Source organism: Streptomyces sp. NPDC050564 (assembly GCF_044457265.1).
In the GTDB taxonomy this organism is placed as follows: Bacteria; Actinomycetota; Actinomycetes; order Streptomycetales; family Streptomycetaceae; genus Streptomyces.
Genome location: NZ_JBITGS010000027.1, coordinates 59,391 through 80,988 on the forward strand (window position 1 = coordinate 59,391; position 21,598 = coordinate 80,988).

The following is a 21,598-nucleotide window of genomic DNA, read 5'->3' on the forward strand; positions in this document are numbered from 1 at the left end:
GTAGTACGTCCCTACGCGGGCGCTGAAGTGGCTCACCGGACTTACCGGGTGAGCCACTTCACCTCGTACGCCCGCATCTCGAACCGCTTGCCGTCCACCTTGGCGCTGATCGAGCGGTCCAGGGTGTTGACCACGAGGGCGACCTTGTCGGTGGCCAGGACACGGACGTTGGGCACGTCGTCGGCGGCGACGGACACGGTCTCGTACTCGGTCCCTGGCGGGAACTCCTTGCCGAAGCGGGACACCAGGTCGTACATGGGGAGTGTCTTCCCGCCGTCGGCGCCGTCGGTCGGCGTCCACAGGCAGCCCGCGCAGTCGGCGCCCTTCTCCGTCTCCGGGTTCCAGTAGAAGCCGGAGGAGGCGCCGCCCTTGACCATCGCGATCATTCCGGCGGCCTGTACGGCGGCACGGTGGATCTCGGACCAGCCCTTGCGGTCGTCGTTGCCGTCGGCCGGTTCGACGTAGTACTCGGCCCACCACAGCGGCAGGTCGTGCGTCTGCTCACGCACCCACTTCCCGACGGCCGTGAGCTTGTCCGTGGCGGCGAACTCATTGGGCAGCATGTCGTCGTCGTTGGTGTAGCTGGAGCCGTCCACGACGACGAAGTCGGCGCCCACCTTGTTCTTGTTCCAGTAGTCGAAGGCGTCGAGGACGCGCTGGTCCATGGCGCCCCAGGTGCCCTTCACGGCGGTGGACGCGTTGTCCGTCTGACGCGGGTCGAAGCTGTCCATGACCAGGTAGGGGCCGCCCACCATGATGTCCTTGTCGACCTTCTTCAGGGCCTTGTAGACCAGGTTGTAGAGCTCGGTGTAGCCCTCGTAGTCCCAGCGGGCCTTGCTGTCGTTCCAGAAGCCCTTGAACTCGTTCCAGACGATGAAGTGCCGTACGTCGGGATAGCGCTTGGCGACGGTCGCGGCGAGCGCGGCGAAGTCCTTGTAATGGGCGCGGTCCGGGGCGGTCTCCAGGGCTGCCTGGCTCCAGTCGGTGACGCCGGACTTGCCGCCCTTCATCCAGTCCGGGGAGCAGCACAGAGTGACGATCGGGGTGCCGCCGGACTTGCGGATGAAGTCGATACGGCGGTCCATCTCGGAGAAGTCGTAACGCCCCTTGGACGGCTCGGGGTTGCTCGCGCCCCAGCCCATGATGTGCTGGTTCTGCGGCAGCGACTGCTTCTCCAGCAGCCCCTCGACGCGCTCGGTGGCGTCGGCGGCACCCTCGTCGGCGCTGAACTGGGTGTGGGTGAAGCCCCAGCCCACCTCCGGCCGCGGCGTTTCGGGCGGGGTGACCGGTGTGCCGTGCACCTTGTCCCCGTCGCGGGTCGTGCCCGCGGCGCTCCCGCCGTCTCCCGGCAGGGTGTTGAGCAGGGTCACGACCAGGGCCAGAGCGGCCGCACCGACACCGAGCAGCGCGGTGAGCCGCCACCGTCCTGCCCCCGAATTCCACCCATGACGTCCCATCATGGGCAACAGTAACGGTGGGGATCGGCCGTAGGACAGATCCCGTAACACCACAGCCCTGTAACAGGACGGAGGGGGATACACCGGAAGCGGTGGACAACAGCCGACACACGGGACGCACTGCGGAAACCGGGTGCACGGGGCGCCCGCGTGACGGATCATGGCGGCATGTCTGCGAACCCACACGACGCTCTGCCGATCAGGCTCAACGTCGACGACAGCGACTCACCGCCGGACGTCGTCGACGCGCTGTTCCTCGGCCGCTTCGCGACGGGCGAGCAGCCACACTCGCACGCGGCGAACATCGACCGCGTACGGGCCGGAGCGACCCTGCTCCCGCCGGGCGCGCGCGTACTGCGCTCCGCCCGCGACGACGACCGCAGCGCGACCCTCGCCGAGGGCGACGGCTGGACCCTCCTGGTGTCCCGATGGAACCGCGGCGCCGACGTCACGGTGACCGCCACCAGCGAGGAGCTGGCGGAGAAGGTACTGAACCAGGCGACGGACGGCGCGGCGGACGAGCCGGAGCCGCAGCCGGAGAACGTGACGATGGGGTTCTGGTACGTGTCGCCGCGCCGGGGCCCGCACCGCACGACACGCCAGATCTCGGCGGGTACGTGGGAAGAGGTCCGCCCCAACTACACGGCGCCGGTGGCGGACGCGATGGACCGCCTGATGAAGACGACGCCGGAGGACATCGCGGGCCGTCTGCTGCTGTTGCACGGGCCGCCGGGCACCGGCAAGACCTCCGCGCTGCGCACGCTCGCCCGCTCCTGGCGCGACTGGTGCCAGGTCGACTGCGTCCTGGATCCCGAGCGGCTCTTCTCCGACGTCGGCTATCTCATGGACATCGCGATCGGCGAGGAGGACGGCACGGGCAAGGGCCGCTGGCGGCTGCTCCTCCTGGAGGACTGCGACGAGCTGATCCGCGGCGAGGCCAAGCACACCGCGGGTCAGGCGCTCTCGCGCCTGCTCAACCTCACGGACGGGCTGCTGGGACAGGGGCGCAATGTGCTGGTGGGCGTCACCACCAACGAGGACCTGGAGCGCCTCCACCCGGCCGTCGTCCGCCCCGGCCGCTGCCTCGCCCGCATCGAGGTCGGCCCGCTGACCCGCCGCGAGGCGGTGAACTGGCTGGGCACCGAGGAGGGCGTCTCGCGCGAGGGCGCGACCTTGGCGGAGCTGTACGCGCTGCGCCGGGGGACGACTCCTACGTCGGTACCGGACCAGCGCGAGGGTGCGGACGCAGGGCTGTATCTGTAGCTCCGCGTCCGATCTGTGGCGCCGCATCCGCCCGCCTCCGGTGCTTTGATGGAGGTATGACCCTGTACGTCGGCACGTCGGGGTGGCAGTACAAGGACTGGCGCGGGGTCCTCTACCCGGATCGGCTGCCCCTGCGGCTCTGGCTGGAGGAATACGCGGCGCGGTTCGCGACGGTCGAACTCAACAACGCCTTCTACCGGCTGCCGTCGCGGCAGAACTTCGAGGGCTGGCGCGAGCGCACTCCACCGGACTTCGTCGTCGCCGTCAAGGCGAGCCGCTATCTGACCCATATCAAGCGGCTGCGGGACCCGGCGGAGCCGGTGCACCGCCTGATGACCCACGCGGCCGGCCTGGGCGACCGGCTCGGCCCGGTCCTGCTCCAGCTTCCGCCCACGCTGCGCGCCGACCCCGCGCTCCTCGACGACTGCCTCGCCCACTTCCCGTCCGGCACGCGGATCGCGGTCGAACCCCGCCACGACTCCTGGTGGGCGCCCGAGGTGCGCGAGGTGCTGGAATCACGGGGCGCCGCCCTCTGCTGGGCCGACGTCCTGGCCCGCCCGGTGACCCCCCTGTGGCGGACCACCGACTGGGGCTACGTCCGCTTCCACCAGGGCCGCGCCCTGCGGTGGCCGCATTACGGGCGGCGGTCCCTGACGACCTGGATACAGCGCATCGCGGACACCTGGCCGGACGACCACGACGTGTACGTGTACTTCAACAACGATCCGCACGCGGCGGCCGTCCAGGACGCGGTGATGTTCGCCCGGGCGGCGAGGGCGGCGGGCCTGACGGTGACGCGCACGCCGGGCCACATGCCGGCGTCGTGAGGTGACGCCAGCCCTGCACTCACCGCGGCTCCCCTTACCGGCTTTCCGCCTTTCCGGCCTGCGGGCCTGCGGGCCTGCGGGCCTTCCGGCTTTCCGGCTTTCCGGCGTTCTCCGCCTGGACGGCGCGGCGCTCCGGCACGGCGGCGTACCCGGCGGTGCCGACATCGGCTCAGCCGCGGCGGCGGCATCCTCCTATCCCCCGTAAGCCGCCCGCAGGGCATCCCGTACGGCGTCGAGCGCGGCCGACTCGGTGAGGCCGAGGCGACGCGCCCGGTCGGCGTAGGCCTGCGCGGCGGTCGCGGCCTCGCGTGACGCGGCGTCGCCGGCGGCGGCCACGAACGTTCCGTTGCGCCCCCGCGTCTCGATCACCCCGTCCGCCTCCAGGGCCCGGTACGCCTTGGCGACGGTGTTGGCCGCGAGGCCGAGCGACTCGGCAAGGCCGCGCACCGTGGGCAGCTTGTAGCCGACCGGCAGCGCGCCGGACCGGGCCTGCTCGGAAATCTGGGCGCGCACCTGCTCGTACGGCGCGGCCCCCTCAGCGATGTGGATCTTCAGGGTCACGCAGCGATTGTCCCGCACCGACCGGAAAATGAGAGGCATCCGCACACGACCCACGCGTAGCGTGCGGCTCCATGACCGTGATCGTTCGCGAACTGCGCCGCGGGGACGGGGCGGACGCCGAGGCCTTCGCCCGCATCCGTCACCTGGCCCTCCCGTTCATGCTCTTCACCCCCGAGTCCATCGCCTACGACCTTGAGCACGCTCACCCCGACTCGCACTACCAGCCGCTGCTGGCCGAGGAGGACGGCGAGCCCATCGGCACGGCACAGGTGGGCGTCGTGTACGACAGCCCGGAGCCCGGCCAGGCGTACGTCAATGTCTATGTGCACCCCGAGCGGACGGGCCGCGGCGCGGGCGCGCTGCTGGTACGCGCGGCCGAGGAGCGGCTGAGTGCCCTGGACGCGACCAGGCTGCACGCCTGGGTCCTGGACGAGCCCGGGAACCGCGCCTTCGCGGAGAAGCGCGGCTACCGCTCCGCCCGCTCCGCGCACTTCCTCCGCCTCGACCTGGCGAACGGCACCCCGCCGCCCCTCCAGTCGCCGCCGCCCGGCGTGGAGCTGCGCACCGCCGCGGACTTCGCCGATGATCCGCGACCGCTGTTCCGCCTGGACGCGGAGACGCTGCTGGACGAACCGAGCGACGTCGACCGGGAGTTCACGGACTACGAGGCCTGGCTGACGGAGACCTGGCGCCACCCCCTGTTCAGCCCCGAGCTGACCTCGGTCGCCGTGGTCGACGGCCGCCCCGCCGCGTTCAGCGCGGCCCGCACCGACGGCGGCACCCGCTACGGCACGGTGATGACGGGCACCGCGCGCGCCTTCCGGGGCCGCGGCCTCGCCAAGCTCGCCAAGAACGCCTCCCTGCACCACGCCCGTTCCGCCGGCCTCACGGAGGCATTCACGGGCAACGACTCCGGAAACGGACCGATGCTGGCGATCAACAAGTGGTTCGGATACGAGATCTGCGCGACGGAGGTGAAGTATGTCCGCGACCTCCCCTGACAACCCTGCCTCGCTGGAGGTCGTCCTTGTCAAGTACGGCCGCACCAAGATCAGTTACCCCGCCGAGCTGCTCGCCGACGACGGCACTCGGGTCACCGTGCGCGCGCCGTGGGCGGGCGACGGCGTACGCGACTTCGGCTTCGTACGGTTCGAACAGGGCGATGTCTTCACCGAGTACTACTGGCGGGACCGGTGGTACTCGGTGAAGGAGGTCCGTGACAGCCGGGGCGTGCTGAAGGGCTGGTACTGCGACATCACCCGCCCGGCCACCGTCCGTGGCGGCGAGCTGGTCGTCGAGGATCTCGACCTCGACCTGTGGCGCTCGGCCGACGGCAGCACCGTACTCCGCCTGGACGAGGACGAGTTCGCGGCGAGCGGTCTGGCGACCACCGATCCGCAGGCCGCGACCGCCGCCGAGAACGCCCTGGACGAACTCGAACGGCTGGCCCGCGAGGGCGACTTCGAATCGTTGCTGGCCTAGGCCTGCCGTCACGTTCGCGCCGTCCGGCCGCGGGGCGGCGGGAACGTGACGACAGGCCCCGGCCCCCCGTCCTCTCACTCGACGGTGGCCACCACCGCGTACCGCTCGTCCTCGACCTCCCGGCCCCACAGCCGCGCGTCGTCCGACAGCGGCTCCACGCGGAGGTGGCTCACCAGAGGGTCGACGAGGGCGGTCAGCCGGTCGGCCGGTATGCCGACCGGGCTCACGGTCCCCCAGACACCCTCGACCAGGACGAGCCGCCCTCCTGGGCGGAGCAGTCCGCGCCAGTGCCGCAGGACGCGCTCGGGGTCCGGCAGCGCCCACAGCACATGGCGGCACAGCAGCACGTCGAACCGCTGCTCGCCGACGGGCGGCGCCACCGCGTCGCCGACGAGGAACACCGCGTCACGGCCGGCCAGCTTCGCGCGCGCGAGGTCGATCATGCGCGGCGAGCTGTCGACCCCGGTGACCCGGTGCCCCCGCTCGGACGCGAGCAGTGACAGGCTGCCGGTGCCGCAGCCCGCGTCGAGGACGTCGGCCGGGCGCTCCGGCAGCCACGCCCGCAGACGGGCGGCCCAGGCCTCCCTTACGACGAGGTCGCGCAGGCCGTGGTCCGGCTCCTTGTCGAATGTGACGGACTCCGCGTCCCAGTCGACGCCCGCCCCCGGATTCATGTCACTGTTACTCGTCATGCGCCCCAGGGTGACACCCGCCACTGACAGTCGATTCGTGACAGCCGCCACAGACAGATCCCGACCGATGAGGAACTCTCCCGGAAAGGGTCTACCTCCGTACACAGCGGAACCCGGTAGGCCCAAGGAGGCAGCCATGCGCCGTGTGACCGTGCAGAAGCCCCTGAGGAAGTCGGACTCCCGCCGTGTGCGGGACGAGGCCGACGAGCGTCCGGCCGAGCGCCAGGAGGTCCGAAAGGACATCGCGCGCACGTGGTGGCCGGACGGCTGAGCCGCCACGACCACCACGAGGACCAGACCGGCGCCAGAACCGGAACCGTCAGACCAGCCGCTTGCGATAGTGGATCCGGTCGTACGGACCGTCGACGCGCCGCTCGACCACCTCGTACCCGTATCTCGGGTAGATCTTCTGGTTCTCCCACATCAGCGCGTTCGTCAGAAGCCTGATCTCGGGCAGTCCGAGCTCACGCGCGCGTGCGTCCACGAAGTGCAGCAGCCGGCGCCCGATGCCCTTGCCATGGGCGTCGGGGTGGACGGCGATGATGTCGAGGTACAGGTGATCCTCGCGCTCCTCGACCACCACGATCCCCGTCACCGGCTCCCCCGTCAGGAACACCTGCCCCGCGGCCACGTGCGCCGCGTGATCAGCCTCCATGGGCGCCGGAACCAGCCCGATGCGCTCGATGTAGGGATGGAACGCCGCGTCGATCACGGCCTTCACGACCGGCACATCGGCGGCGACGGCCGACCGGATCTCCTCGTCTGTCATGCCGCGAACGCTACCTACCGACCAGGGAGCCACGGCACGTGGATCAGACTGCTTCCGGGGGCTCTCCGCCCAACGCATCGTCATCGTCTCCTGGCGGACAACCAGTTCCTACCGGTGCTCGGGGTTTTCGTAGTCGCGGCGACAGCCGGCGTCCCACGCGGTGCGCTGGTTGCCGTATGCGGGGATGCCACCGAGATCCTTCAACGCCCGGGCCAGGTGCAGCAGATTCCAGGTCATGAAGGTGGTGTTGCGGTTGGTGAAGTCGTTCTCCGGGCCGCCCGAGCCGGGGTCGAGGTACGACGGGCCGGGGCCTGCCGCGCCGATCCATCCGGCGTCCGCCTGGGGAGGGATGGTGTATCCCAGGTGCTGCAGGCTGTAGAGGACGTTCATGGCGCAGTGCTTGACGCCGTCCTCGTTGCCGGTGATCAGGCATCCGCCGACGCGGCCGTAATAGGCGTACTGTCCGGCTTCGTTGAGCAGGCTGGAGCAGGAGTAGAGACGTTCGATCACCTGCTTCATCACGGAGCTGTTGTCGCCCAGCCAGATGGGGCCGGCCAGTACGAGGATGTCGGCCGCCAGGACCTGCTGGTAGAGGTCCGGCCAGGCGTCCGTCTCCCAGCCGTGCTCCGTCATGTCGGGCCACACACCGGTGGCGATGTCGTTGTCCACCGCCCGTACGACATCGACGTGCACTCCCTGCGCGTCCATGACGGCGATGCTGCGGTCGATCAGTCCCTGGGTGTTGCTCGTCTCCGGCGAGCGCTTGAGGGTGCAGTTGATCACCAGAGCACGCAGGTCGTCGTACCGGGCCGGCGGTGCATCGGTGGCAGGCGCCGAAGCGGTCACACGGTCCTCCCAAAGGTCTGCCGCCGCACGGCCGGGCGGCGCGTCCACATCTGGATCCAGCGTGCGGGCCGACCGCGGCGGGCGCCACCGCTATACCTCCGAACAGCCGCGGCGTCGCTTGCGCGCGTGGGCTCAGGTGCCGGGTCGGCACCCGTCACCGGCCAGCCCGGTCGGCGGCTGATCAGTGGCCGGGGCAGGCGGACATGCCTACTTTCGTCTCATGGGCATCCAAGGCGCGGCCGAGTCGCGGAACACGACCGCAGTGGGGGACGTCGCGCACCTGTTGGTGCGCTGTCTGCGGGCCGAGGGCGTGGAGTACGTCTTCGGGATTCCCGGTGAGGAGAACATCCGCTTCGTTGACGCGCTGAACGACTCCGGGATCCGGTACGTCCTGGTACGCCACGAACAGGCCGCCTCGTTCATGGCGGAGATCTACGGGCGGCTGACCGGCCGGGCCGGAGTGTGCTCGGCCACGCTGGGGCCCGGCGCGATCAATCTGCTGCTCGGTACCGCGGACGCCATGACCAACAGCGCGCCGATGGTGGCCCTGGCCGCTCAGGGGTCGCTGCGCCGTATCCACAAGGAGTCGCACCAAGTCATTGATCTGGTGTCGATGTTCGCTCCCGTCACCCAGTGGGCGGCCCAGATCACGTGTCCGGACGCGGTGCCGGAGATGACACGCAAGGCGTTCAAGACCGCGCAGAGCGAGCGCCCCGGCGCCGTGTTCCTGGCGGTGCCGGAGGACATCGAAGCAGAGCGTCCTGCCGAGCCGCCGGCACCCTTGCAGGTCGACGCGGTGCGCGCCGATGCACCGTCGCCCTCCCAGATCGCGCGGGCCGTCGAGGTGCTGGCGGCAGCCCGGCACCCTGTCGCGCTGGCAGGCCACGGTGCCGCCAGAGCCGGGGCCTCGACCGCCCTGGTGCGGTTCGCCGAGCGGCTGAACATCCCGGTCGCGACCACGTTCCACGGCAAGGGCGTCTTCCCCGACGATCACCCGAACGCGCTCGGCGCGGTCGGCTTCATGCGCCACGACTACGGCAACTTCGGCTTCGACGCGGCCGACGTGCTGATCTGCGTGGGCTACGAGATCCAGGAGTTCGACCCAGTCAAGATCAACCCGAACGGCGACAAGCGGATCATTCACATGCACCGCTGCCCCGCCGAGGTGGACGCCCACTACCCGGTCGCAGTGGGCGTCAAAGGTGACCCCGCTCAGGCGCTGGACACACTCGCGGCGGCACTGCCCGAAGGACTCACCTACGACCTGGGAAGCAGCGCGAAGATCCGTACGCTGCTCGATGAAGAACTCCGGTACGGACGCGACAACGACGCGTTCCCTCTGGTGCCGCAGCGCGTGGTGACCGATGTCCGCACCGCGCTGGACCGCCACGACATCGTGCTCGCGGATACCGGCGCCGGAAAAATGTGGATGGCCCGCCTCTACCCGACCTACGAACCGGACACCTGCCTGGTCTCCAACGGCCTGTCCACCATGGGCTTCGCACTGCCGGGCGCGATCGCCGCCAAGCTCGCCCGGCCGGACCGACGAGTCCTGGCGATGATGGGCGACGGCTCGTTCCTGATGAACTCCCAGGAACTGGAGACCGCTGTCCGCGAAGGCGTCCCGCTGGTCGTCCTCGTCCTGGTGGACGAAGAATACGGCTTGATCACCTGGAAGATGGAACTCGAACTCGGTCGCCACAGCCATACCCGGTTCACCAACCCGGACCTGGTCGCCTACGCCGAAAGCTTCGGCGCACGCGGCTATGCGATCGAGGCCGCCGACCAACTGCTGCCCGTGCTGCGCCGCGCCCTGGACGACGACACGGTTTCCGTGATCGCCTGCCCCGTCGACTACTCCGAGAATCTGCGTCTGACCGACAGACTGGGCAGTCTCCACGGCCCGTTCTGACCTCACGGACCGTGCTGTGGGCGGTGCGCCGGCCTCTCGATCCCCTCTGACTCGGCCTGTGCCGTCGCGTCGGCGTGATTCCGGCCCGGCCGGGTCAGGAGGCTGGACTCTTCGACGGGCGGCAGCCACCCCGGAATCCGAGATGGCGGGACAGGCTCAGCGCTCCCAGGGCGATCCGCTCGCCCGCAGGTGAGGAAGGGCGCTTCAACGGCCCTTCCTGAGCCCCCAGTTAGCCCCGCCTTAACAGCGCCATAAGGATCTCCACCACCCGCCTACGGCAGGCGATTCCACGGTTTCTTGGGGCTAGCTTGCTGATCACCCCCCGCGGGTTCGCCGCATGTCCGAAGGACCGTTTCGAGGAGTTCCCCCCATGTCTGCTCGCCGCAAGGCCGCCGCCGTCGCCGTCGGCATCGCCCCGCTCGCCCTGACCGCGCTGGGCGCCGCGCCCGCGTCCGCGCACGGCACGATGGGTGACCCGGTCAGCCGGGTGTCCCAGTGTTATGCGGAGGGCCCCGAGAGCCCCAGGTCGGACGCCTGCAAGGCGGCCGTCGCGGCGGGTGGCACACAGGCGCTCTACGACTGGAACGGGATCCGGATCGGCGACGCGAACGGGCGGCACCAGGCGCTGATACCTAACGGCAAGCTGTGCAGCGCGAACAACGACGAGTTCAAGGGGCTCGACCTGGCGCGCGCCGACTGGCCGGCGACCGGTGTGAGCAGCGGCTCGTACACCTTCAAGTACCGGGTGACGGCCCCGCACAAGGGCACGTTCAAGGTGTACATCACCAAGGCGGGTTACGACCCCTCCCAGCAGCTCGCCTGGGACGATCTGGACCTCGATCACCCGGTCGCGACGGCCACCGACCCGGTCGCCTCGGGCGGCTTCTACACCTTCGCCGGAACGCTCCCGGAGCGCTCGGGCAAGCAGCTCCTGTACGCGATCTGGCAGCGCTCGGACAGCCCGGAGGCGTTCTACTCCTGCTCGGACGTGGCCTTCGGCGGAAGCGGCAACACCGGCAGCGGTGGTACCGGGAGCAGTTCCTCCCCCGCTCCGACCGCCTCCGCGCCCTCCGAGGAGCAGATCGAGGACGGTGCCGACAAGTCGACCGTCGAGCACCACGGTCACGGTGACAACGACGCCAGTACGTCGGCGGAGCCGACGACTGCGGCGAGTACCGCGAGTGCCGCCGCCGGCACGGACACGGCGAACCAGCCGAAGGCGGACGGTTCGTCGCAGAACCTCGCCGAGACCGGCGGCGACTCCTCCACGTCGTACATCGCGATCGGCGGGGCGACCGCCCTGGCGCTCGGTGCCGCGGCGCTGTTCGCCTCGGTCCGGCGGCGCGCGATGTCGAGCGGCCGCCACGACCGCTAGTGCCGCGTCAGCCAAGGTTTGCCCGTTGAGGAGCGGCGTCCGGTGCGTGCTCTGGGGGTCCCCCCGGCCGAAGGCTGGGGGAGTGCCGGCCGGAAGTCCTCGTACTGGATGTACTTGGGCTTTCGGCCGGAGCGGCGAGTGGGGGCACCTCCCACGCCCTCAAGGCAGTGGGGGAGCGTGCCGGGCGTCGCGACGGGGCGAACCTTGGCTGACCCGGCACTAGGCCCTGTCGGCGCGGGACTCCGGGGTCTGTCCGGCGGCTCAGGCCGGACAGACCCCGGCGGCGTGCTCAGCTGAACACGGACGCACAGGTGGTCGCGGTGGCGTGCGACGGATCGAGGGCGTTGGCCACCTCGTGGAACGCGATCCGGTCGAGGAGACCGATCGCCACGTGCTCGGAGAGGTCGACCGAGCACAGGTTCTGCAGCAGGACGTTGTGCACGTCGGAGCCGCTGAGGAACTGGGTGTCGTACGGCGTGGCCACCTCGTCGTACTTGGTGGCGATGACCGTGTAGTGGACGCCCGAGACGGTGTCACCGCCGGCGTTGAGCTTGGTCAGGAACGCGGATCCGGCGACCTGGTCCGCGAGTCCGGGAGTGGCCGCCGAGAGCAGGTCCTCGGCGCCCGGGAAGTACGGCAGCAGGTTGGCGAGACCGCTGAGGGTGGTGCCGTGGTTGTCGGGCGCGATACCGACGAGCGCGTTCACCTTGGCGGCTCCGCCGAGGAACTTGAGGTAGTAGCGGGGCATCATGCCGCCCTGTGAGTGACCGACGAGGTCGGCCTTGGTCGCGCCGGTCGCGGCGAGTACCTTGTCGACGAATGTCTGGAGCTGTTCGGCCGACTTGTCGATGGGGCCCAGGCCGTTGAAGAGCGGGACGCCGGGCAGTTGCCCGTAGTCGAGGGAGTAGACGCAGTATCCGCGGTCGACCAGGTAGGGCGCGAGGGACAGCCAGTTGTCGACGGAGTTCCCGAAGGTGCCGTGGACGAGGACGACGGGGCGGGGGTGGGTGGCGGACGGCTTGCAGGAGTAGTTGTTCCAGCCCCGGCTGGGGGCGGAGTCCGCCCGGGCGGTGGCGGCGGGGACGACTGCGACAGCGGCGGTCAGGAGCAGCGCGGTCAGGGGTCTGAGCACTCGCTTCCAGGGCAGCATCGGGTGATCTCCTTGCGGCTCAAGGGAGTTGCGACGACGTACGCCCTGTGATCCGGATCACGAGGATGCTGTTCACTCGTCAAGTTACGGGCGAGTAGCTCAGGTGTGAAGTTACGCGTCAGTAAAAACTTCCAGTGGTAACCAGGGCAGTGAGCGCAGTCGCCGAACCGTCACCAGGCGGGCCTGATGGGACCGTAGGGCGCGATGCGCACCAAGCGGTCGCGCAACGCGCGCATTTCACCCTCCCCGAGCAGTCCACTCCACCCACGCACGACATCGGCGGCCGCCTCCTCCGCCGCGCGCGTGCAGGCCCAGCCGCGCTCGGTCAGCACGATCAGCCGGGCGCGCGCGTCGTCCGGATGCGGGCGCCGCTCGACGAACCCCTTGCGGACGAGCTCCTCGACGAGCTGACTCGCCGCCTGCTTGGTGACCCCGAGGTGGGCGGCGAGGTCGGTGACCGTCGCACCGTCCGGGGCGAGCCGCGTGAACGCGAAACCGTGCGCGGGTCGCAGCCCCTCGAACCCCCGGGCGACCACGCCCTCATGAATACGTTGCGTCAGCTCACCGGCGACGGCGAGCAGCGCGGCGGACAGGGCCATGGCCTCGGAGTTCTGCACGCATGCATTGAAACACCCTTGACGAATTGGTCAAGCAGCTTGACCATAGGGGGCGCAGTCATAGTCAAGCGGCTTGACCATCTCTTCTTGTCCATCCACCTCCCCGGAGGCTCCCGTGCCCGTCATCCGTCCGTCCGAAGCCGTCGTCCACGAGATCCACGGAGCCCGTTTCATCTCGCACGCCACTCCCCTGAGCGGCAGCAAGGAGCTGTGCGCCTGGCGCGGCGAGATACCCGCGGGAACCAAGGCCCCCGTCCACACCGTCAACCGCGAGGAGATCTTCCATCTCCTCGCCGGAGAACTGCTGATCACCCTCGACGGCCGCACCGAGCGGATCGTCGCGGGCGACACGGTGATCATCAACCCGGGCGCCACGCTGGGCGTCGAGAACCCGACCGGGGAAACCGCGATCTCCTGGGTCACCACATCCATCGGCCTCCAGGCGGAACTGGCCGACGGCTCGGTCCTCACGCCGCCGTGGGCGAACTAGGGGCCCTACGGGGTTTTCGCCCCCTCCGCCCCTACCCGTCCCGTACCTGGGGGCTGCGCCCCCAGACCCCCCTATAAGATCGCGCAGTTCCCCGCGCCCCTAAAGGGCGCGAGGAACTGCGCGATCAGCCCCTACCGGTAGGGGCTGATCGTGCCCGTCACGCCGCCAATGTCCCCGGCCCGATCACATGGGGGCCGAACTTCGCCCGGGCCCTGTCCGCGACCTCCTCGATGCGGCGGACCTTCTCGTCCACCGGGTCGAAGGTGAGCTGGTAGGAGGCTTGTCCGGCAGGGGTCAGGCCCTCGGCGCGCAGGGCGATCGCGCGGACTCGGGCGCGCTGCAGGCCGAGTGCCTCGTACATGCGGTACGCGGTGTCGGTGAGCGTCGACGAGTGGGCGGTGGGCTCCTTGAGGGTACGGCTGCGGGTGGTCGTGGAGCGGTCGGCGTAGCGGACGGTGAGGGTCAGCGTGCGGCAGACCTTCTCCAGGGCGCGCAGCCGGGTGCCCAGTTCCTCCGCGGCCGAGAGCAGGGCGCGGCGGTGCCGGGACGGGTCCAGCTCGTCGCGGGAGAAGGGGCGTTCGGTGGCGAGGGAGCGTGAGGTGGCGTTCGGGACCACCCTGCCTCGGTCGATGCCGGACGCCCTCTCGTGCAGCTCGCGGCCGGCCCGGGCGCCGGTGAGGCGCTGCAGTGTGGACAGGGGGGCGGCGGCGACCTTGCCGATGGTGTCGAGGCCGTACTCGCACAGGGTGCGGGCGGTGGCGCCGCCGACTCCGGGCAGCGCGGCGACGGGCCGCTCGGCGAGGAACTCCGCGACGGCGTCCGGCTCTTCGGGCACCACGCGGGTCACCCCGGGCGCGGCGTCCCGCAGGGCCATCCGCGCGAGCATCGGCCCCGGGCCGGCGCCGATCACACAGTCGATCCCGTGCAGCGCGAGCGCCCGCACCCGAATCAGCGAGGCGAACTCCACGGCACCGCGCCCGAAGTACCGTTCGGCGCCGCGCAGATCCAGCAGCGCGCCGTCGGGCGGCAGCGCCTCGATGACGGGGGTGAACTCCTCGAGAAGCGCGAGGAGTTGAGCCAACGCCGCCTCGTGCATCGGAGGCAGCTGGAAACGTACGCAGAGGATGGTCATCCCGCACTCCCCGGACTCTGGTGCCACAACTTCTTTCCCCCCGCGGGCCCTTCGCCCGCGGGACGCAGATCGGCCCAGGGGTGCATCTCGTACCCCGTGGACATGCGGATCTTCCGGCCCTCAGCCGGATCGCCGTCACCGGGCTTCTCCGGTACGGGCTCCGCCAGCCGCGCCGCCACCACGTCGAGGCCGCCCTCGGCACGCAGTTCGACCAGCTCGGCGAGGTTCCAGGCCGCCGCGCCCACCACGCTGAGGCTGCGCGGGCCCCGGCGCTGCACCACCCCGCGCACCAGCAGCAGCCAGGAGTGGAAGACGGTGTGGGCGCAGGCGTCGTGCGAGTCGTCGAAGAAGGCGAGGTCGACCAGGCCGGTGCCGTCGTCCAGGGTGGTGAAGATGACGCGTTTGCCGGAACGGATCGGCGGGGTCTGGGTGGCCGCCTTGGCGCCCGCGACCAAAACCGTCTCACCGTGCCGCGCCTCCCGCAGCTTGCGCGCCGTGACCACCCCCAACTCCCCCAGGAACTCCCGGTGGTCGTCCATCAGATTGCGCGAGGCATCCATGGAGAGCACGCCCAGCTCAGCGCTGAGCCGCTCCGCCGAGGAGAGGTCGGGCAGCCCGGCAGAGGCGGTCTTCTGCCCTCCGGCCAGGGGGAGTTGGCCCCCGCCCGCACCCCGGGAACCCCGGTGCAGCTCGGTCAGGTGCAGTTGCAGATCGCGGCGGTTGGCGCCGAAGGAATCCAGCGCGCCGACCTGCGCGAGCCGCTGTGCGAGCGGCCGGCTCGGCCGGGCCCGCTCCCAGAAGTCGAGCAGCGAGGCGTACGGCTGCCCGTCCGCGATCCGCGCGGCCTCGGCCGCACTGATGCCGTGCACGTCGGAGAGCGCCAAGCGCACTCCCCACACCCCGGATTCAGACACCAGTTCGATACGGTGGGCGACCGCCGACCGGTTCACGTCCAACGGCAGGATCGGCACCCCTCGCCGCCGCGCGTCCGCGAGCAGCAGCCGCTTCGGGTACATCCCGGGGTCGTGCGTGAGCAACCCCGCGTAGAAGGCCGCTGGGTGATGGGCCTTCAGCCACGCCGACTGGTACGTGGGCACGGCGAAGGCCACCGCGTGCGCCTTGCAGAAGCCGTACGACCCGAAGGCCTCGACGATCTCCCAGGTACGCGCGATGGTCTCGGCGTCGTACCCCTTCGCCGCCGCGTGCTGGGCGAACCAGAAGCGGATCCGCCCCTGCGACTCGGGGTCGGAGAGCCCGCGGCGCACCCGGTCCGCCTCGTCGCGTCCGCAGCCGGTCATGATGTCGACGATGTCGATGATCTGCTCGTGGAAGACGACGACTCCGTACGTCTCCCTCAGCGGCTTCTCCAGGTCCGGGTGTGGATAGCGGATCGGCGCCCGCCCGTGCCGTGCCTCGATGAACGGCCGCACCATGTCGGCGGCGACCGGCCCGGGGCGGAAGAGCGAGATGTCGACGACGAGGTCGTGGAAGGTCGCGGGCTGAAGCCGCCCGACCAGGTCCCGCTGGCCCGGCGACTCGATCTGGAAGCAGCCCAACGTCTCGGTGGACTGGATGAGCCGATACGTCGCCGGATCGCCCGGCGGTACCGCGTCGACGTCCGGCCGTTCCCCCGTGGCCCGCTCCACCTCGGCCACCGCGTGCGCCATCGCGGACTGCATCCGCACGCCCAGGACGTCGAGCTTGAGCAGCCCGAGGTCCTCGACGTCCTCCTTGTCGAACTGCGACATGGGGAAGCCCTCGCCGCTGGTCGGCATGACCGGCGTACGGGCGAGCAGGGAGGCGTCGGAGAGCAGCACCCCGCACGGGTGCATGGCAATTCCGCGCGGGAGCGCGTCGAGGGCCTCGACGAGCTCCCACAGCCTGCCGTACCGCTCCCCTTCCCGTTCGAACTCCCTTGCCAACTCCCGCAGTTCGGGCAGCTCCTCCATCGCCGCCCGGGCGTCGCGGGCGCGGATGTGCGGGAAGGACTTGGCGATCCGGTCGATGTCGGCGGGGTCCATGGAGAGGGCGGCGCCCACATCGCGGATGGCATGCCGCACCCGGTAGGTCTCGGGCATCGAGACGGTCGCGACCCGCTCGGTGCCGAACCGGCCGATGATCGCGCGGTAGACCTCCAGGCGGCGCGCGGACTCCACGTCGATGTCGATGTCGGGCAGCACCGAGCGACGCTTGGACAGGAAGCGTTCCATCAGGAGCCCGTGCTCGACGGGGTCGGCGTGGGCGATGCCGAGGAGGTGGTTGACGAGGGAGCCCGCGCCGGAGCCGCGCGCGGCGACCCGGATGCCCATCTTCCGTACGTCGTCCACCACTTGGGCGACCGTCAGGAAGTAGGAGGCGAAGTTGTGGTGGGCGATGATGTCCAGCTCGCGGTGCATCCGCTCCCAGTAGGTACGCCGGTCGGCATAGCCGCGCAGCACCATCCCCGCCGCCGCCCGGGAGGCCAGGGCGCGCTGGGCGGTGCGGCGGCCGGCGCCTACCAGGTGCGGTTCGGGGAAGTGGACCGTGCCGATGCCGAGGTCGTCCTCGGGGTCGACGAGGCACTCGGCGGCGGTGGCCTGCGTCTGTTCGAGCAGGCGGTACGCGGCGCTGCGGCGATAGCCCGCGGACTCGACGATCCGCTCGGCGGCACCGATCATGGCGGCCTCGTCCTTGAGCCAGGCCTCGCCGGAGTCCAGCTCGCGCCGGGGGTCGACGGGGACGAGACGGCGGGCGGCGTCCAGGACGTCGGCGACCGGGCCCGTGCCGGGGTCGGCATACCGCACGGCGTTGCTGAGCACCGGCCGTACCCGCTGCTCGGCGGCGAAGCCGACGGTGCGGGCGGCAAGGCGCAGGGAGCCGGATCCCGTACCCGTGCGGCCGTGCCACACCGCTTCCAGGCGCAGGGCGTCGCCATAGATCTCCCGCCAGGGCGCGAGCAGCTTCGCGGCCCGGTCGGGGCGCCCGGCGGCGAGCGCGCGGCCGACGTCGGAGGCGGGGCCGAGCAGGACGGTCAGGCCTTCGGCGTGGTTGTCCGACCAGGGCAGCAGTGGCTGGCCCGCGTCTCCCGCATGGACCGCCGTAACGATTCTGCAGAGGTCGGCCCAGCCCGCCACGCCATCCCGGGCCAGGAAGGTCACGCGGGGTGTCGACTCGTCGATGAAGGCACCGCCACGCACCGGAGTGCGGCGCCGCTCCCCCCGTACGGGTTCCCCGACCGCCACCTCCGCGCCGAACAGCGGACGGATGCCCGCCTTCGCGCAGGCCTTGGCGAACCGGACGGCGCCCGCGAGGGAGTCCCGGTCGGTGAGGGCGAGGGAGTCCATGCCCCGCTCGGAGGCGCGCTCGGCCAGCCGCTCCGGGTGCGAGGCCCCGTACCGCAGGGAGAACCCGGAGGCGGTGTGCAGATGCGTGAACCCCGGCACTCGCACCTCCCGCACCCATGGGCTCCGACAAGCCCTCGAACATTTGTTCCCAACTACCTCACCCCCACCATAGACCAATTCTCGAACTCTTGTGCGACATCCGTTCGAGCCCGCCCCACCTGCGCAAACACCGGGCGCGGGGCGTCGGCGTCGGCCTGCCCCGCGCCCCGCGCACACCGGAGCCCCGCCCCCGCACAAGGCGGGAGCGGGGCTCCGTCGAGGGGTGCCTGCCGTCAGCCGATCTGGGCGCCGAACGTCGAGAGCGCCTCGGTGACCGGCTGGAAGAAGGTCTCGCCGCCCGAGGTGCAGTCGCCGCTGCCGCCGGAGGTGAGGCCGATCGCGGTGTCGCCGTCGAACAGCGAGCCGCCGCTGTCACCGGGCTCGGCGCAGACGTCGGTCTGGATGAGTCCATTGACGATGTCGCCGTTGCCGTAGTTCACGGTGGCGTCCAGGCCGGTGACCGTGCCGCTGTGCACATGGGTCGTCGAACCGCTGCGGGTCACCTTCTCGCCGACGGTCGCGTCGCCCGCCTTGGTGATGGGCTGCGCGGAGCCGTTGTAGAGGTCGACCTCGCTCGGGTGGTCGACGCTCCCGGTGTACTTGACCAGGCCGAAGTCGTTGTCCGGGAAGCTGGACTGCTCGTTCGTGCCGATCTGGTTGCCGCTGGAGTCCGACCAGGTGGAGATCGCCTCGGTGCAGTGCCCGGCGGTGATGAAGTACGGCTGCCCGCCCTTGACCACGTTGAAGCCGAGCGAGCAGCGCCCGCCGGAGCCGCTGATGGCGTCGCCGCCCGCGATGAAGGGCTTGAACTCTCCCTTCGTGCGCTGGAGTTCGGCCTTGGCGCCGAGACCGTCGATGACCTTGGTCAGCTTTTCCAGAGCGGCGCCCTTGACCGTACGGTCCGCGGTGACGACGACCTTGTTGGTCGCCGGATCGGTCGCCCAGGACGTGCCGGGGATGGTCGCGTCCTCCTTGAGCGTGGTACGGGCGCCCTTCAGCTCGTCGAGGGAGTTCTCGACGATTCTGGCCTTGGCGCCGGCCGCCGCGACGGTCTTGGCCGCGCTCTCGTCGAGCACGTTGACGACGAGGTGCTGGGACTTCGCGTCGTAATACGTTCCCGCCGCGTCGGCACCCAGGTCCTTGCCGAGCGTCGAGGCAAGCTTTCCGGCCGCCGCGACCGAGAGCGTGTGCGGCGCGGAAGCCTTGGGCGCCTCACTCGCGTTCGCAGTCTGGAAGGTGACTCCGGCGGCGACGAGTGCGGCGATGCCCGCACCCGTCATGACGGCACGCCGCTTGGGTATGCGTCGATGCTTCAACTCACGTCCTCCTGTGGGGGGTCGGTCGCGGAGGTTGTGGGGACCTCCGCGACCGGAAGGCGTACGGACATGGACCCGGCGCACGACAAAAAATCGCGCCAAAGCGCGTCAAGCCGTGTCCATGCCAGTTGTTCGCGGCCCACTATTCCGAGGCGCACAGGGGGCACACAAGGTCGACTTCAGGACGCGCGTACGCCAATGGGCGTACGCCCCCTGCGCCTTGACTGTGCGTGGTCACACCACGTCGGTTCCCAGTGCAAACACTGGGTGCGCGCGACGGTCGTACAGCCTGTGAGGTCTAGTCCTGTCTCGTTTTTGATCCCTCGGCGCCCTGATCCAAGGAGGCGTCCAGCGACGGTGGTTGCTCCTGCACCGGTTGCTGAACCGCGGGCGGCGCCTGCTCGGGTGCCGGGGCGGCCGACTGTTGCGCCCGCTCGAGGAAGCGCAGCAGCTCCACCGGGAAGGGCAGTACGAGCGTGGAGTTCTTCTCCGCCGCGACGGCCACCACCGTCTGCAGCAGCCGTAGTTGGAGCGCCGCGGGCTGCTCCGACATCACCCCGGCGGCCTCCGCCAGCTTCCTGGACGCCTGGAGTTCGGCGTCCGCGTTGATGACCCGGGCCCGCCGCTCACGGTCGGCCTCGGCCTGCCGGGCCATCGACCGCTTCATCGTCTCCGGCAGCGATACGTCCTTGATCTCCACGCGGTCGATCTGCACACCCCAGCCGATCGCCGGGCTGTCGATCATCAGCTCCAGCCCCTGGTTGAGCTTCTCGCGGTTGGACAGGAGGTCGTCGAGGTCGCTCTTGCCGATGATCGACCGCAGCGAGGTCTGCGCCATCTGCGAGACCGCGAAACGGTAGTCCTCGACCTGGATGACCGCGTTCGCCGCGTCCACGACCTTGAAGTAGACGACCGCGTCGACCCGCACCGTGACGTTGTCCCGCGTGATGCCCTCCTGGGCCGGCACGGGCAGCGTCACGATCTGCATGTTGACCTTACGGAGCCGGTCCACGAAGGGCACGACCATCGTGAACCCGGGCCCGCGCACCTCCGAGCGCAGCCGGCCCAGCCGCAACACCACGCCCCGTTCGTACTGTTTGACGACACGGGCTCCGGCCATCACATAGACCAGCCCCACGGACGCGACGGAGACTCCCGCCGCCACCAGCTCCTCGACCATCACGGCCCCCCAGGGTCCGAAGTGGCGCATCAGGCGTGTAAGCGTGTACTTCGACGGTAACTCCGTCACCTGACCAAGGGCGAGCCCCCGCACACCAGTTGCGTGCGGGGGCTCTCCTGCTGCCGGCTGCAGGTCTGGCCGTGCGGAAGCCGCGTGGGGGGTAGCAGCCGGTCGGTCAGCCGACGCTCACGCCGTAGTAGTTCAGCGCCTCGACGACCGGCTGGAAGAAGGTCGTACCGCCGGAGCTGCAGTTGCCGCTGCCGCCGGAGGTCAGACCGTAGGCGACGGAACCGGCGTACAGCGGGCCGCCGCTGTCGCCGCCCTCGGCGCAGACCGTGGTCTGGATCATCTGGTAGACCACGTCGCCGCCGCCGTAGTTGACCGTGGCGTTCAGGGCGGTGACCCGGCCGCTGTGCGTGCCGGTGGTCGAGCCACGCCGGTAGACGGTCGTGCCCACGCTGGGCGTGGCGGCGCTGGTGATGGTCTGGCTGCCGACCGCGCTCGGGTGGGCGATCGAGGAGTTGGTGTAGCGGACCAGCGCGAAGTCGTTGGTCGGGAAGCTGTAGCTGACGTTCGTGCCCAGCGTCGTGGTGTGCCCGGAGTTGGAGTACCAGGTGGAGGCGACCTCACCGCAGTGGCCGGCGGTCAGGAAGTAGTAGGTGCTCCCGCTGTGCACGTTGAAGCCGAGCGAGCAGCGGTACTGGCCGCCGTAGATGGCGTCGCCACCGGTGATCAGCTTCTTGAACGTGCCGGGGGTGTGCTTGATGGTGAGGGCTGCGGCGTTGCCGCCCGCGTCCTTCTTGATCTTCGCGATCTCGGCCTTCGAGACCGTGCTGTCGACGGTGACGACCACACGGTTCGTCTTGGCGTCGACCGCCCAGGCCGTGCCCGCGACGTCGGACTTGAGGACCGACTTGTTGACACTGCTCAGCTGAGTGGCACTGAAGGTCTGGACGTCGGACGCGTTCGCGCTGGGGACCGCGAACGATGCGGCGGCCACGAGGCCGGTGGTGACGGCGATCAGCCGGGTCCGTCTCGTTATGCCGCTGCGGGGAGTGGTGCGCTTGATCCTCACGTTCGTCCCTCCGAAGGGAAGTCGGGGGCCCT

20 protein-coding genes are annotated in these 21,598 nt (G+C 70.3%); 8 read left to right on the plus strand and 12 right to left on the minus strand.

Annotation, left to right across the window (positions count from 1 at the left end):
* Positions 1-41 precede the first annotated feature (41 nt).
* Complete coding sequence (locus ACIBK0_RS35085; protein WP_399088905.1) at positions 42-1,457, minus strand: xylan 1,4-beta-xylosidase; 1,416 nt, start codon at positions 1,455-1,457, stop codon at positions 42-44.
* A 168-nt stretch (positions 1,458-1,625) separates the two neighbouring features.
* Here ACIBK0_RS35085 and ACIBK0_RS35090 point away from each other — a divergent pair, with 168 nt between their 5' ends.
* Together ACIBK0_RS35090 and ACIBK0_RS35095 are read left to right on the plus strand one after the other, a co-directional pair.
* The gene (locus tag ACIBK0_RS35090; RefSeq protein WP_399088757.1) at positions 1,626-2,720 is read left to right on the plus strand and encodes a DUF5925 domain-containing protein; all 1,095 of its coding nucleotides are present in this window, start codon (positions 1,626-1,628) and stop codon (positions 2,718-2,720) included.
* 56 nt (positions 2,721-2,776) lie between these two features.
* Positions 2,777-3,547: a DUF72 domain-containing protein gene (locus ACIBK0_RS35095; protein WP_399088759.1), complete on the plus strand. Its 771-nt coding sequence runs from the start codon at positions 2,777-2,779 to the stop codon at positions 3,545-3,547.
* Between the two features lie 192 nt (positions 3,548-3,739).
* Here the strand turns inward: ACIBK0_RS35095 and ACIBK0_RS35100 are convergent, their stop codons facing one another.
* Complete coding sequence (locus ACIBK0_RS35100; RefSeq protein WP_369245504.1) at positions 3,740-4,108, minus strand: GntR family transcriptional regulator; 369 nt, start codon at positions 4,106-4,108, stop codon at positions 3,740-3,742.
* Positions 4,109-4,179: 71 nt separating this feature from the next.
* Between ACIBK0_RS35100 and ACIBK0_RS35105 the strand changes: the two genes are divergently transcribed.
* Together ACIBK0_RS35105 and ACIBK0_RS35110 are read left to right on the plus strand one after the other, a co-directional pair.
* Positions 4,180-5,109: a GNAT family N-acetyltransferase gene (locus tag ACIBK0_RS35105; RefSeq protein WP_399088761.1), complete on the plus strand. Its 930-nt coding sequence runs from the start codon at positions 4,180-4,182 to the stop codon at positions 5,107-5,109.
* A complete protein-coding gene (locus tag ACIBK0_RS35110) occupies positions 5,090-5,590 on the plus strand; it encodes a DUF402 domain-containing protein (protein WP_399088763.1) in 501 nt (166 codons plus the stop codon). The genes ACIBK0_RS35105 and ACIBK0_RS35110 overlap by 20 nt, the downstream gene beginning before the upstream one ends.
* Positions 5,591-5,664: 74 nt before the next feature.
* Here the strand turns inward: ACIBK0_RS35110 and ACIBK0_RS35115 are convergent, their stop codons facing one another.
* Complete coding sequence (locus ACIBK0_RS35115) at positions 5,665-6,282, minus strand: class I SAM-dependent methyltransferase (protein ID WP_399088765.1); 618 nt, start codon at positions 6,280-6,282, stop codon at positions 5,665-5,667.
* 136 nt (positions 6,283-6,418) lie between these two features.
* On the opposite strand from ACIBK0_RS35115, the gene ACIBK0_RS35120 reads away from it, so the two are divergent.
* Positions 6,419-6,553 (plus strand): hypothetical protein, encoded by a 135-nt coding sequence (locus ACIBK0_RS35120; RefSeq protein ID WP_399088767.1) that lies wholly within the window; start codon positions 6,419-6,421, stop codon positions 6,551-6,553.
* A gap of 48 nt (positions 6,554-6,601) precedes the next feature.
* Here ACIBK0_RS35120 and ACIBK0_RS35125 read toward each other — a convergent pair whose 3' ends face one another.
* Both ACIBK0_RS35125 and ACIBK0_RS35130 read right to left on the minus strand, forming a co-directional pair.
* Positions 6,602-7,051, minus strand: a complete 450-nt coding sequence (locus ACIBK0_RS35125) for a GNAT family N-acetyltransferase (protein ID WP_399088769.1) — start codon at positions 7,049-7,051, stop codon at positions 6,602-6,604.
* A 108-nt stretch (positions 7,052-7,159) separates the two neighbouring features.
* A complete protein-coding gene (locus ACIBK0_RS35130) occupies positions 7,160-7,897 on the minus strand; it encodes a flavodoxin family protein (RefSeq protein ID WP_399088771.1) in 738 nt (245 codons plus the stop codon).
* A gap of 220 nt (positions 7,898-8,117) precedes the next feature.
* Here ACIBK0_RS35130 and ACIBK0_RS35135 point away from each other — a divergent pair, with 220 nt between their 5' ends.
* Positions 8,118-9,809, plus strand: a complete 1,692-nt coding sequence (locus tag ACIBK0_RS35135; RefSeq protein WP_399088773.1) for an acetolactate synthase large subunit — start codon at positions 8,118-8,120, stop codon at positions 9,807-9,809.
* A 370-nt stretch (positions 9,810-10,179) separates the two neighbouring features.
* Complete coding sequence (locus ACIBK0_RS35140) at positions 10,180-11,184, plus strand: lytic polysaccharide monooxygenase (RefSeq protein WP_399088775.1); 1,005 nt, start codon at positions 10,180-10,182, stop codon at positions 11,182-11,184.
* Positions 11,185-11,473: 289 nt separating this feature from the next.
* On the opposite strand, the gene ACIBK0_RS35145 is transcribed toward ACIBK0_RS35140, so the two are convergent.
* Both ACIBK0_RS35145 and ACIBK0_RS35150 read right to left on the minus strand, forming a co-directional pair.
* Positions 11,474-12,334, minus strand: coding sequence for an esterase/lipase family protein (locus ACIBK0_RS35145; RefSeq protein WP_399088777.1), 861 nt, complete (start codon positions 12,332-12,334; stop codon positions 11,474-11,476).
* A 170-nt stretch (positions 12,335-12,504) separates the two neighbouring features.
* Positions 12,505-12,951, minus strand: coding sequence for a MarR family winged helix-turn-helix transcriptional regulator (locus ACIBK0_RS35150; protein WP_399088779.1), 447 nt, complete (start codon positions 12,949-12,951; stop codon positions 12,505-12,507).
* Positions 12,952-13,066: 115 nt separating this feature from the next.
* Here ACIBK0_RS35150 and ACIBK0_RS35155 point away from each other — a divergent pair, with 115 nt between their 5' ends.
* Positions 13,067-13,441 (plus strand): cupin domain-containing protein, encoded by a 375-nt coding sequence (locus tag ACIBK0_RS35155; RefSeq protein ID WP_399088781.1) that lies wholly within the window; start codon positions 13,067-13,069, stop codon positions 13,439-13,441.
* A 157-nt stretch (positions 13,442-13,598) separates the two neighbouring features.
* Here ACIBK0_RS35155 and ACIBK0_RS35160 read toward each other — a convergent pair whose 3' ends face one another.
* The 5 genes from ACIBK0_RS35160 to ACIBK0_RS35180 form a co-directional block, all read right to left on the minus strand.
* Positions 13,599-14,573, minus strand: a complete 975-nt coding sequence (locus ACIBK0_RS35160) for a DNA polymerase thumb domain-containing protein (protein WP_399088783.1) — start codon at positions 14,571-14,573, stop codon at positions 13,599-13,601.
* Positions 14,570-17,995 (minus strand): DNA polymerase III subunit alpha, encoded by a 3,426-nt coding sequence (locus tag ACIBK0_RS35165; RefSeq protein WP_399088907.1) that lies wholly within the window; start codon positions 17,993-17,995, stop codon positions 14,570-14,572. Before ACIBK0_RS35165 ends, ACIBK0_RS35160 begins: the two co-directional genes overlap by 4 nt.
* A gap of 233 nt (positions 17,996-18,228) precedes the next feature.
* Complete coding sequence (locus ACIBK0_RS35170) at positions 18,229-19,311, minus strand: S1 family peptidase (RefSeq protein ID WP_399088785.1); 1,083 nt, start codon at positions 19,309-19,311, stop codon at positions 18,229-18,231.
* A 298-nt stretch (positions 19,312-19,609) separates the two neighbouring features.
* Positions 19,610-20,491 carry a slipin family protein gene (locus tag ACIBK0_RS35175; RefSeq protein WP_399088909.1) on the minus strand — a complete coding sequence of 294 codons (882 nt, stop codon included), beginning with the start codon at positions 20,489-20,491 and terminating at the stop codon, positions 19,610-19,612.
* Positions 20,492-20,666: 175 nt separating this feature from the next.
* Positions 20,667-21,566 (minus strand): S1 family peptidase, encoded by a 900-nt coding sequence (locus ACIBK0_RS35180; protein ID WP_399088787.1) that lies wholly within the window; start codon positions 21,564-21,566, stop codon positions 20,667-20,669.
* Positions 21,567-21,598: the final 32 nt, after the last annotated feature.